Origin of the sequence: Salicibibacter kimchii (genome assembly GCF_003336365.1) — a bacterium.
Lineage (GTDB): Bacteria > Bacillota > Bacilli > Bacillales > Marinococcaceae > Salicibibacter > Salicibibacter kimchii.
On record NZ_CP031092.1, the window covers coordinates 142777 to 154254 of the forward strand.

Annotated in this window: 13 protein-coding genes; 9 read left to right on the forward strand and 4 right to left on the reverse strand. The window is 45.9% G+C overall.

The window, feature by feature from the left end; all coding sequences use genetic code 11:
• Positions 1–120: 120 nt before the first annotated feature.
• Both DT065_RS00845 and DT065_RS00850 read left to right on the forward strand, forming a co-directional pair.
• Positions 121–1386, forward strand: a complete 1266-nt coding sequence (locus tag DT065_RS00845) for a DEAD/DEAH box helicase (RefSeq protein ID WP_114370038.1) — start codon at positions 121–123, stop codon at positions 1384–1386.
• Complete coding sequence (locus DT065_RS00850; RefSeq protein ID WP_114370040.1) at positions 1383–2288, forward strand: deoxyribonuclease IV; 906 nt, start codon at positions 1383–1385, stop codon at positions 2286–2288. Before DT065_RS00845 ends, DT065_RS00850 begins: the two co-directional genes overlap by 4 nt.
• A 61-nt stretch (positions 2289–2349) precedes the next feature.
• Here the strand turns inward: DT065_RS00850 and DT065_RS00855 are convergent, their stop codons facing one another.
• Positions 2350–2610: a DUF2624 family protein gene (locus DT065_RS00855; RefSeq protein ID WP_114370042.1), complete on the reverse strand. Its 261-nt coding sequence runs from the start codon at positions 2608–2610 to the stop codon at positions 2350–2352.
• A 206-nt stretch (positions 2611–2816) separates the two neighbouring features.
• Between DT065_RS00855 and DT065_RS00860 the strand changes: the two genes are divergently transcribed.
• From DT065_RS00860 to DT065_RS00880, 5 genes are all read left to right on the forward strand, one after another.
• A complete protein-coding gene (locus tag DT065_RS00860) occupies positions 2817–4172 on the forward strand; it encodes a two-component system sensor histidine kinase NtrB (protein ID WP_114370044.1) in 1356 nt (451 codons plus the stop codon).
• 191 nt (positions 4173–4363) lie between these two features.
• Positions 4364–5134, forward strand: a complete 771-nt coding sequence (locus tag DT065_RS00865; protein WP_114370045.1) for a metal ABC transporter ATP-binding protein — start codon at positions 4364–4366, stop codon at positions 5132–5134.
• Positions 5131–6003, forward strand: coding sequence for a metal ABC transporter permease (locus DT065_RS00870; protein WP_114370047.1), 873 nt, complete (start codon positions 5131–5133; stop codon positions 6001–6003). Before DT065_RS00865 ends, DT065_RS00870 begins: the two co-directional genes overlap by 4 nt.
• Before the next feature lies 1 nt (position 6004).
• A complete protein-coding gene (locus DT065_RS00875; RefSeq protein WP_114370049.1) occupies positions 6005–6418 on the forward strand; it encodes a Fur family transcriptional regulator in 414 nt (137 codons plus the stop codon).
• 184 nt (positions 6419–6602) lie between these two features.
• Positions 6603–7040, forward strand: a complete 438-nt coding sequence (locus DT065_RS00880) for a hypothetical protein (protein ID WP_227002682.1) — start codon at positions 6603–6605, stop codon at positions 7038–7040.
• Positions 7041–7117: 77 nt separating this feature from the next.
• Here DT065_RS00880 and ispG read toward each other — a convergent pair whose 3' ends face one another.
• Both ispG and yqfZ read right to left on the reverse strand, forming a co-directional pair.
• Positions 7118–8224 carry a flavodoxin-dependent (E)-4-hydroxy-3-methylbut-2-enyl-diphosphate synthase gene (gene ispG, locus DT065_RS00885; RefSeq protein WP_114370051.1) on the reverse strand — a complete coding sequence of 369 codons (1107 nt, stop codon included), beginning with the start codon at positions 8222–8224 and terminating at the stop codon, positions 7118–7120.
• 122 nt (positions 8225–8346) lie between these two features.
• Entirely contained in the window at positions 8347–8676 is a 330-nt protein-coding gene (gene yqfZ / locus DT065_RS00890; RefSeq protein ID WP_114370052.1) for a protein YqfZ, read from the reverse strand.
• 142 nt (positions 8677–8818) lie between these two features.
• On the opposite strand from yqfZ, the gene DT065_RS00895 reads away from it, so the two are divergent.
• Positions 8819–9721, forward strand: a complete 903-nt coding sequence (locus tag DT065_RS00895) for a DUF1002 domain-containing protein (RefSeq protein ID WP_114370054.1) — start codon at positions 8819–8821, stop codon at positions 9719–9721.
• Positions 9722–9899: 178 nt separating this feature from the next.
• Complete coding sequence (locus DT065_RS00900) at positions 9900–10538, forward strand: NfeD family protein (protein WP_114370057.1); 639 nt, start codon at positions 9900–9902, stop codon at positions 10536–10538.
• Between the two features lie 151 nt (positions 10539–10689).
• Here DT065_RS00900 and DT065_RS00905 read toward each other — a convergent pair whose 3' ends face one another.
• Positions 10690–11466, reverse strand: coding sequence for a DUF1189 domain-containing protein (locus tag DT065_RS00905; RefSeq protein WP_114370059.1), 777 nt, complete (start codon positions 11464–11466; stop codon positions 10690–10692).
• Between the last annotated feature and the right edge of the window lie 12 nt (positions 11467–11478).

Below are 11478 nucleotides of genomic sequence, written 5' to 3' on the forward strand. Positions count from 1 at the left end.
CAATCCCTTCTTTCCTTCCTGAATAATAAAGAGTGAGGCAACACTCTTTTTGTGATAGAATATGAAAATGCGCACGTGCCCGTTCATACTAGAAGTGAGAAGTTAGGGGTGTGAAGTGAGATGTCGGGATTTAGCCGCCTGGAAATTGACGCACGTTTGATAAAACATTTGCGAGCCGAAGACATTGACCGGCCAACGGAAATTCAAGAACGGCTTATTCCTCCTATACTGAGGGGGAAAGATGTGATCGGTCAGTCGCAAACGGGTACCGGGAAAACACTTGCGTTTGCCTTGCCGATGTTATCGAAGATCCACCCGGATATCCCTCGTGTACAGGCCATTGTGGCTGCCCCCACGAGAGAATTGGCCGAACAGCTTTATCAAGTTTTTCATAAATGCATGAGAGACAGTGGTATGGAAGAAATTCGTATCCGGCGCGTCATTGGCGGAACGGATAAAGAACGGAACATGGCGAACCTTAAAAAGCCCCCGCATGTTGTCATTGCAACACCGGGGAGGTTACATGACCTTGTGATAAAGGAAAATGCCCTTGATGTTCATCATGTACGTACGCTTGTCATTGATGAGGCAGACCAAATGTTAGAAATGGGCTTTTTGGAATCCCTGGATCAAGTGGCCGCCCGTATGCCGGAAGCGCTGCAAATGCTCGTTTTTTCCGCCAGCATTCCGCAACGCCTTCAACCTTTTTTAAAAAAATACATGAATCAGCCGCGTCATGTGCATGTGAAACCGGAACAACCAGCACCCGAAAAGTTGACCCATTATCTTATTCCGTTAAGGAGCCGTGGACGCCAACAATTGGCGGTGGAGATGGCCGCTCTGTTGCGTCCGTATCTATGCTTGATATTTGTAAATACGAAAAAAGAAGCGGAAGCATTAACGGATCAATTTATCGCGCACGGGCTACAAACCGAGTGCATGCATGGAGACCTCTCTCCGCGCGCGCGTAAACGAGCGATGCGGAATATTGAGCGCGCGGCCGTTCCTTATGTGATTTGTACCGATATCGCGGCACGCGGGATGGACATTAAAGGGGTTTCCCATATTATCAATCTGCAATTGCCGCAGGATTTAGACTACTATTTGCATCGGTCAGGGCGTACGGCGCGAGCAGGGGCCTCCGGTGAAGTTTTCACGATTGTTTCCAAAGAAGACTATCCGGCGCTTCACCAATTGCAAAAACACCGGTTCACCTTTCAGTATTTGGATATTAAAAAAGGGGAATGGCTGGAAATTGATCAGTTGGGCAGTGGTTACGCACCGGGAAGGCAACGTGTTCGTCCACAACAAAAGCAAAGAAACCCGTCCCATAAGCCGAAAAAAATCAAACCAGGTGAGAAAAAGAGGAGGAGAAGAAGAAAATGAGTGACACTCCACGTTATCTTGGCTCCCATGTATCCATGAGCGGAAAAAAAATGTTGCTTACGTCAAGCGAAGAAGCGGCAGGATACGGAGCGACAGCGTTAATGATTTATACAGGAGCTCCCCAGAATACACGAAGAAAAGCAATTGAAGACTTAAATATCGAAGCAGGCAACGCGCACATGAAAGAAAATGGCATTGAAAAAGTGGTTGTTCACGCGCCGTACATCATCAATATCGCCAACACACAAAAACCGGAAACCTTCGACCTCGGGGTTCGCTTCTTGCGCTCTGAAATTGAGCGGACGGAAGCCATCGGCGCAAGCCAAATTGTTCTTCACCCCGGTTCCCACGTTGGAGAAGGATCGGATAAAGGCATCGCCAAAATCATCGAAGGCCTCAATGAAGTCATTACCAAGGAACAAAACGTGCAAATCGCGTTGGAAACAATGGCCGGGAAAGGTTCCGAATGCGGACGCACATTTGATGAATTGGCACAAATTATTGATGGAGTCACCCACAATGAAAAACTATCGGTTTGTTTTGACACCTGCCATACCCATGATGCCGGCTACGATATCATTAATGATTTCGACGGCGTGATGGACGATTTTGAGAAAACGATCGGCCTCGACCGCTTGAAAGTGCTTCACATGAATGACAGTAAAAATCCGCAAGGAGCACGAAAAGATCGCCACGAAAACATCGGCTTTGGGCATATCGGCTTTGAAGCTCTAAATAACATTGTCCATCATGAATCATTGGCAGACGTTCCAAAAATTTTGGAAACACCTTATGTGGGAGAGGACAAGAAAAATAAAAAACCTCCCTATAAGCATGAAATTATAATGCTTCGGGAGAAGTCCCATGATCCGGAGATGAAAGAAAAGTTAACCCAACAATAGAAAGGAACGGTGCGTAAAATGGCACCGCTACTTTCGACCACGCACTGGTAGATTTGCCCGCTTATGGACGCAAAAGGCCTCCATACTTTTGGTAAAGATCATGAAGCAACATCGCGTGTGCTTGCGATGTTGTTTTTTCTACTTCGTTTATAAATGCAACAACCGAGGCTTGATCAGTGAAATCCACATGTTCGGTTTGAATGAGGTGTACAAGTTTTTGGACTTCATCATCGGTGAGGAAGAAACCTTTACTGTGGGCAAGCGCTTTTAATTGATGCGGAGGCATGTTTTTTACATACTGCTGAACCATTTGAAAATTCAATGTGATTCCCCTCCTTTAGTCATTCTAATCAAACCCTAACTGATAAACTGGTTTTTAATCGACACATCCATACCCATCACGTTGTAGAATATGCGGGAAATACTATGAAATGTGCGAAGTTTGGAGAGCGATTTTTTATATAAACACTATGCATGGATGAGAGGTTTTAGTACAATGTAGGAAAATGATGGTTATCGAAGGCGGTGATGGACGTTTTTTCCCCGAATCAAAGCATCGTTGGACAAATGGATATTTTTGATGATGTGAGCCAGGAAATTCGATTTGTTTTAAAAAAAGATGGAACGATTTTATATAAAAATGAAGTAGCGACAGGCCTGCTATCCACGATCTCGAATTTTTTTTCCACTTTACATAAAGCTGAATGGATGCGGGGCATGTCTTTTTTTAAGGAAATGGAGGAGATGGGCCAACGTTGTGAAAGGACTTTTATTCATGTCATCGACGGGGTCGATCATTCCGTTTTTTATCGCGGAATTTATCGAAATGAACGTTTTTATTTAACCGGAACAGAGCGTCCTTTCCACTCCAAGGAAGTCATGGGGGATTTTACAAATCGATTGCCATTAGGGTTTATAAAAGTAAACGCCGAATTGAAAATAATCGAAAAGAATAGGACATTCCTAGAGTTTGCCCTGCCGAAACTGGAGCAAGGAACAATTGCCGAACTTGGGTTTGAGCGTTTACGGTTGGAATCGGAGGCGGGGGCTTGCATCTACAAAGCAGTGAAGGAAGCCTTTCGCTCTCAATCGATAAGCGAGCAATTGGAAGAAGACCGGGAAGCCGGGCGTTTATTTAGAAGTTTAGCCGTATATGTGCCCGCGAGCGAGGAAGTGATCGGGCTTCTCTTTGATGAAAGTACGGATATAAAATATGAACAATTGCTTCAGTATAAACAGCAAATGGAATCCGTCTCCCACCTTGCTGCCGGGGTCGCCCATGAGCTTCGCAATCCTCTTTCCGTCATTCGCGGTTTCTTGCAATTATCGGAACTGACGAATAGCTTTGAAAAATACGCCAAAACCATTTTTGGCGAAGTGGATCGGATGAACAAAATATTGGAAAATTTTTTGTCAATATCAAGAAAAAAATTCGATGTACATGCTTTATCTCCGATGGAAGTGATCGATACGGTAGAAGACATCATTCGTTCGGAATGCTTGTTAAACAATGTACATTTCGAGGCAAGCATTGCCAAAACCGAGCGGTTACTTAAGATGAATGAAACCATGATTAAACAGGTGATTTTAAATTTGTTGCGCAACTCAATGGAAGCGTATACGCAGGAACAACATAAAGTTTTTTCTTTGATCACATGTGAGCATCCAGAGGACTACGAAATCACCGTCAAGGATAATGGGCCGGGAATTCCTGAAGAGATTCTGGATAAAATTGGCGAGCCTTTTAATACGAGCAAAGATAAAGGAACGGGCATTGGCATTTCCCTGTCCAAAAAAATTATTGAAGACCATCATGGCACTTTTCATGTGGAAAGTGAAAAAAATAAGGGGACAGCCATCATCATCACCCTGCCTTTTCCATAGACCGTATGAAAGCCATGTACGGTCTATTTTTGTTGATGGAGCCTGTGGTCGATCGTGTGAAAACGACTTATCAGCTCCATTCCGTTTCAAAGGATCCTTCATTTACAAACAAACAAAGATGCGCTATACTAAAAAATATTAATCGTAATCATTCTGTTTTAGCATAATGTCTTTGGGATGGAGGTCCTTTCATGGATCAACAAAAATCTGTTATTAATATTCAACACATAACTTATCGTTATGAACGCTCTCCGGTCTTGGATAATGTGAGCTTGACGGTACAGCCGGGCACTTTTCTCGGGCTTGTCGGGCCGAATGGTTCCGGAAAATCGACATTGATTCGTTTGATGCTCGGTCTTTTGAAACCGCAAATAGGCACCGTTCGTCTTTTTGACACCGACGTCCGCAAGTTTTCCAATTGGGAAAAAGTCGGGTATGTATCACAAAAAGCCAATCGTTTCAACGCCGGGTTTCCTGCCACGGTCTTCGAAGTAGTGTCCATGGGTTTGTTTGGACCGGTCGGCTTATTTCGTTTTCTTGGAAAAAAGGATCGGAAACGTGTATATGAAGCGCTGGACACTGTCGGAATGAAAAGCTATACAAAGCAACCGATCGGACGTTTATCGGGAGGGCAGCAACAACGCGTATTTATCGCTCGAGCGCTTGTCAGCAACCCGGAATTGCTCATCCTCGACGAACCGACGGTTGGCGTTGATGCCAATGCCGCTCAACGGTTTTATGATTTATTAGCGGAACTTAATCGAGAGCACGGACTTACCCTCCTCCTTGTAAGCCATGATGTCGGTACGATGACTCGTTACGTCTCGGACATTGCATGCTTGAATCAACGCTTGCATTTTCACGGCAGCAAAGAAGAATTTGAGGAAAATCCGGATTTTTCTACGCTGTATGGCTATGATGTCCAACATCTCGTGCATGAACATGGGGAGCTCACCCAATGATCGACGTATTTTTTCACTATGACTTTCTTCGTCAAGCATTATTTTCCGGGATGATGGTTGGCTTGGCCGCCCCGTTACTCGGGGTATTTCTCGTCGTTAAACGGATGTCGCTCGTGGCGGATGCTCTGTCTCACATTACGCTGACCGGCATTGCCTTTCATTTTTTGTTGGCATCGTTTTTTGTCACGCTGGCAGACATTGATCCGTTATATATGGGGATGGTGTTTGCGCTGGCGGGAGCGTTGTTGATCAATCAGTTGCGCAAAGTGTATAGCCATTTCAAAGAGGTGGCGATCCCGATTATTATGTCGGCGGGGATTGGTCTTGGCGTTGTATTTATCTCGATTGCAGATGGATTTAATACGGACTTGTTCGCATATTTATTCGGAAGTGTTGCCGCGGTTGGCCGTACGGATTTTTATACGATTTTGGTAGTCACTGGGATCGTCATTTTGCTTTTGATCCTTTTTTATAAAGAGTGGTTTTTCCTCTCTTTTGATGAAGAGCAGGCGATGGTCTCCGGGTTGCCGGGCAAATGGCTGGATGTTGTTTTTATGCTTCTCGTGGCGCTTGTCATTTCCGCGGCGATGAGGATCGTAGGGATTTTACTCGTTTCTGCTTTGATGACCCTCCCGGTCGCCGCTGCTATGCAATGGGCAAAGAGTTTCAAACAGATGTTTTTTTACTCGGCACTTTTTGGGGAAGTTGCTGTGCTGGCAGGAATCATTTTCGGATTTTATCTGGATTTGGCTCCCGGGGGAGTCATCGTAGTGGTGGCTGTTACCATCTTACTCTTCAGCCTTGGGGTGAAAAAAATGGGAAAACAAACGTCTCCCTCCCCACTTTCCACACTTAGAAAGGAGAGTTGACATGGATGCACGGAAGGCGATAAAAACGTTAAAAGAGCGAGGGTATAAATACACAGACAAACGCAAAGAAATTATTGGGTTTTTGGATGAGCAAAAGGGTTACGTACCGGCCAAAGAAGTGCTCACGTTCATGCAAGAACGGTATGAAGGGCTTAGCTTCGATACGGTCTATCGTAATCTTTCCTTATTCGCTGACTTAGGGATTTTGGAAGCCAGTGAATGGGAGGGAGAGAAGCGTTTTCGTCTTAGTTGTGAGGAAGATCATCATCATCACATGATTTGTTTAACGTGTGGAAAAACGAAGCATATTCCTGTTTGTCCGATGGAACACTTTCAAGCAAGCGCGGATGATTTTAAAATAACGAGCCACAAATTTGAAATTTTTGGTTATTGCATGCCTTGCCAACGTTCATGACGCTCGAAAGAGTCAAGCTCGCCATGGAAAGGTTGGAAAGGTCAGCATGGATCTAAACCAAGTGGCACTTTACGGCATTCAGATAAAAATGACGCATTAACCAATACTTTCATCCGATAATTCACGGTCTTGCCAGCCAAACTATAAATACCCGGGGATCAAACCGGGTAAGGGGGAGATCAGGTTGGCGGACGAAGGCCGTGAGCGTCAGCAGCCGGATCGGGGAGAGACGAACGAGGAAGATCGACTGGAAGAAAGACCCGTGATGGTTGACCCGCTCATCGAAAGTTATAATGGGGAGTATTTGGAAGAAACCTCAACAGAAATCGCTTCCCCGAGCGTGGATGCCGGGCAGACGAATCAAGCCTCGGATCAATCAGATGAACCTATGCAAGGAGAAGAGCCGACAGTCAATGACGATTCCCTAGGGATGGGATTAGGTACAGCTGCGATTATTATTTCGCTTGTATCGCTCTTTTTCTTGCCGGTCATTTTGGGTGCAGCAGGGATCATTACCGGCTTTTTCGCTCGTCAAAAAGGTGCTTCTGCACTTGGTTGGTGGGCCATCGGTATCGGGGCTGTGTCTATCCTCGTGTCCGTTTTTTTCGCACCTTTTATGTGACTGTAACAACCAACGGCCCGCTCGTAATCGCGAGCGGGCCGTTGTCGTTTTCGGGTGAGAAGCGATAGGGAAGACCTTTATTGAGAAGTCTCTGCTTCTTCAAGTTTGGCGTAATGTTCTTCCGCCAATTTATCGACTTCTTTTTTCAGCTCATCGACCATCGTCTCTTCGGGGACTTTTCGAATAATTTCTCCATGGCGGAAAAGGAGTCCTTCTCCTTTTGCCCCGGCGATGCCGATATCCGCTTCCCGAGCCTCTCCGGGGCCGTTAACGGCACAGCCGAGGACGGCGACTTTGATCGGAGCCTTAATTTGGGCGATGTAATCTTCGACGTCGTTGGCGATGCTGATGAGATCAATTTCAATCCGCCCGCACGTCGGGCAAGCGATTAATGTGGCCGCATCTGAAGCAAGACCGAATGTTTTTGTCAGTTCGCGTGCGACTTTTACTTCCTCGACAGGATCGGCGCTGAGCGATATGCGCATCGTATTTCCGATGCCTTTATCCAAAAGCGCTCCTAGGCCGGCAGCGCTTTTTACCGTACCGGCAAATAATGTCCCGGATTCGGTGATACCCAAATGAAGAGGGTAACTAAAGGCTTGCGCAGCTTTTGTATAGGCTTCAATCGCCAGGTCCACATTGGATGCTTTCATGGAGACGATAATGTCATGAAAATCCAACTCTTCCAGGATCGCGATATGATGCAGGGCACTCTCGACCATTGCATCGGCGGTAGGGTAGCCATATTTCTCAAGAAGATGACGTTCAAGTGATCCGGCATTTACGCCGATGCGTATGGGAACCCCTTTTTCTTTGGCAGCTTCGACCACCATCTCGACTTTTTCACGCGATCCGATGTTTCCCGGGTTGATCCGGATTTTATCTGCACCGGCTTCGATGGCTTTCAGCGCTTTACGGTGATCAAAGTGAATATCAACGACCAGGGGGATGTTGATGCGTGATTTAATCTCGGGAAGTGCATCCGCAGCTTTATCGTTAGGACAAGCCACCCGAACGATATGGCACCCTGCTTCTTCAAGACGCAAGATCTCTTCAACCGTCGCTTCGACATCCTCTGTCTTCGTTGTCGTCATGCTTTGAATGATAACTTCATCACTACCGCCAATGACTAGGTTGCCGACACGAACCGGCCTCGTTTTCGTTCGGTGGATCATTTCGCTCATATTCGCTTTCCGCCCCTTTACATGAGCTTATTTTATAGAAAAACGTACTCGGCTCATTTATGTTGTGCACATATATTATTGTAGCAACAAAGCGGTAAAACTGGCAAGTATTCGGGGCAAAACTAGCCTTCATAAAGAGGGAACGTATACACTTGACCCTCGCGTAACTGCTCGGGCGGTTGACCTTCATTTAAGTACTGAAAATCATTTTTGATGGCTTCCATCTTCATCGGCATGCCTACATCATGAAGTTGCTCAACAATGGTCAACACCGTTTGGCCTGCTTCAATTTCAACGTCGACGGTGTGGTCAAAATGCGTTTCCGTAACTTCCACTGTTTCGTTAGCCGTTTCCGGTGATGAATCAGCGACCGGAAGCGTGCCGCGGGAGACGTCATAATATATGGCAAACGCAACGGTAGCAATCGCGAGAATCCAAATCCATTTTTTCATGAAAAATACCTCCTCTATTAAAACGGTATGCTTGTCCCTTGAAAAAATGCTGATAAAATAACAAAAACTCTCTAATTGGCTTTTCTTTTCGGTTTGTATGTGGTAAGAAAAAGGGGGAAGACATGATGAGGGGGAGCAAAAAATGAAAAAAATCGTTGCAGGGGTAACAGTGTCCGTATTGATAGGCGCAGGTGTTATGTCCTCACCATCTAGCGCAGCTGCCGACGCGGCGCCGGGTGATATTATTATTACCCTTGGCGAAGATTTAAGTGATGAAGAAAGAGAAACGGTTTTATCGGAAATGGATGGCGGTGAACAGGATACAATTATAGAAGTGACAAACGAGGAAGAGCATGACTATTTGGGAGAGTATATCCCTGCCGCTGAAATCGGAAGTAACGCCATCTCTTCTTCGCAAATCACGATAGCGGAAGCGGGAACAGGCATTGATGTAGAGACAAACCGGATTAATTATGTAACTGAAGGCATGTACGCAAATGCGCTCGTCACCGCAGGCGTTGAAGATGCCGATATATACGTCACCGCACCGTTTGAAGTTTCCGGTACCGGGGCGTTAACAGGTCTCATCAAAGCTTATGAAATCGAAACAGACGTAGATATTCCCGAAGATCAAAAACGGGTGGCCAACGAAGAGCTCGTAAAGACCGGTGAACTTAGTGAAAATCACGGGACAGAAGAAGCAACGGAATTAATGGCGAGAATTAAAGAAGCGATCGGGGAAGAAGATGTGGAAACGGAAGAAGACTTGCGAAACCTCATCGAGCGCATCGCCGATGAGATTGGCATCACGTTAACGGATGAGGAAATGGACGGACTTGTGTCCTTGTTTGAACGAATGCAAGACCTCGATATCGATTGGGATCACGTGCAAAATCAAATTTCTCAAATACGGGATAATATCGATGAGTGGGTGAGTTCGGAGGAAGCACAAGGGTTCGTCCAATCGATTCTTGATTTTTTCAGTGAATTGATCGATACGGTCCGCGGTTGGTTTGAAGGCAGCGGCTCGGAGTCAGGCTCTTAAATAAATAGCTGATGAAACTCACGATAATAAATGATCGTGAGTTTCGTTTTGCTTCATATTAATGCCCGCTCCCATATTAAAGCGTTTTATAAGAGAAGAACTTCTGCTACAATATAGATAGATGCTCATCTCGCGAACGTACAGGGAGAACCGGATTTGGGGAAGGAGTGCTCAATCGATGGAGTGGCTTGATATTGAAATTTTCGGCTTTCTCGTCGTTTTTTTGGCAACGATGTTATTTTTCGGGGAATTGCTTGTAAAAGCAAAAGGGATATTCGGAATTATCGGATTTGCATTGATTACGCTTTATTTTGCTCATCATATCGGAGATGCGTCGGGGTTGTGGGTGATCATTCTTTATGCGGCTGGTTTGATATCGATCGTAATTGACGGCAAAGTACTCGGGGATGGTACATTGTCATTTGTCGGCGCCGTCTTAATGATTATCGGACTGACGGTTCCCGCCCCGGGTTTAATGTACGCGTTTCTCGTCGGATTCGCGGTGATGTTGGGGGCGTTAGCGTCCTTTTTCTTTACGAAAGTATTCCCGCGTCGTGAATTGTGGTCAAAAATGACGTTGAAAGAAACAATGTCGAGTGAAGAAGGTTACAATTCCATGAATGAAGGATATAGTGAATTGATTGGAAAAGAAGGCATAGCACTGACGGATTTTCGCCCGATCGGCACGATTGAAATCGAAGGGCAAGCGTACAGTGCTACAACGGGAGCATCATGGTTGGAAAAAAATACGACAGTTAGGGTGACATCGGTGGACGGCACCAGAATTGTTGTAAGCCCCCAACCCAAGAATACGTAAGGTCAGTAAAAGCGCCCTGAAAATGAGGGCGCTTTTTGCTTTGTGGGAAAAATAAGATTGATTGTTTTTTGTATGCTTTTGCCTTCTTTGATGTTACTTTTAAATTCGCACACCCAGAATTTTTGGTGTGTGTCTAGGTGGCCGCACGTTGTCATTCTGCCCGAACGCGAGGTTTTGGTCTTGGAAGCGTGCGAAAGACAAGAATGGATATCCCGATTACGAGCAGCCAATAGATGAAGAACAAGAAGTCGCCATTGTGGCCAAAGACGTCAAGAAACGTTCCGGCTACCGAGGGCAGCGTGGCGATATAAGCGCTCATCACCCAAAGATGGCGATACTGCAAACGGGCGGGATAAATCCTTTTAAGCAACAACCCTATACCCGAGATCGCGAACACACCGATAAACTTCATCCCCGAGGCAAACAAATATAAAAGGATTAAGATTAAAGCAATAAACGCGGGCAGGAGTTCCAAAAAACTTCCGGTCGCTTCCTGAAGTTCAGACTTCGTGAAGCTAAATGCTCCATACTCCATTTGCTCTACCTCCCCATCGGCGACCATGAAGGCGCGATCCTCCAACAGGGCGGTGACGTTTGCTTCGCCCTCGAAATCGCTCGGGGTTACTTCTCCCGAATCATCAAGGATGACCAGGGTATCATCGATATGGGCCGAAAACGGCGTTTCTCCATCTTCAACGGCCAATGTTTCCGATGCCACTTCGTAATCCGGAATATCCTCGGCGAGCACTTGTTGTAGGCGGTCGCCGGCGGTGACGGCGAACGAACTTATGGAAATGGCAGCGGGAATGTTGGTGATGAGCACGAGCAGAAATACATACAAAATCGTTCTGCCGATTTTTTGCCTCCGGAAACGCCCGATCATCGTCGGGGAAAACAAACTGTAAAAAAAAGATTTCCATACATTCACAGTGATGACGCT

What these genes read in the sequence shown, in the direction of transcription:
- DT065_RS00860 (WP_114370044.1), top strand. Translation starts at nt 2,817, where the DNA reads ATGGACGTTTTTTCCCCGAATCAAAGCATCGTTGGACAAATGGATATT.
- DT065_RS00845 (WP_114370038.1), top strand. Translation starts at nt 121, where the DNA reads ATGTCGGGATTTAGCCGCCTGGAAATTGACGCACGTTTGATAAAACAT.
- DT065_RS00900 (WP_114370057.1), top strand. Translation starts at nt 9,900, where the DNA reads ATGGAGTGGCTTGATATTGAAATTTTCGGCTTTCTCGTCGTTTTTTTG.
- DT065_RS00895 (WP_114370054.1), top strand. Translation starts at nt 8,819, where the DNA reads ATGAAAAAAATCGTTGCAGGGGTAACAGTGTCCGTATTGATAGGCGCA.
- DT065_RS00875 (WP_114370049.1), top strand. Translation starts at nt 6,005, where the DNA reads ATGGATGCACGGAAGGCGATAAAAACGTTAAAAGAGCGAGGGTATAAA.
- yqfZ (WP_114370052.1), bottom strand. Translation starts at nt 8,676, where the DNA reads ATGAAAAAATGGATTTGGATTCTCGCGATTGCTACCGTTGCGTTTGCC.
- DT065_RS00850 (WP_114370040.1), top strand. Translation starts at nt 1,383, where the DNA reads ATGAGTGACACTCCACGTTATCTTGGCTCCCATGTATCCATGAGCGGA.
- DT065_RS00870 (WP_114370047.1), top strand. Translation starts at nt 5,131, where the DNA reads ATGATCGACGTATTTTTTCACTATGACTTTCTTCGTCAAGCATTATTT.
- DT065_RS00865 (WP_114370045.1), top strand. Translation starts at nt 4,364, where the DNA reads ATGGATCAACAAAAATCTGTTATTAATATTCAACACATAACTTATCGT.
- ispG (WP_114370051.1), bottom strand. Translation starts at nt 8,224, where the DNA reads ATGAGCGAAATGATCCACCGAACGAAAACGAGGCCGGTTCGTGTCGGC.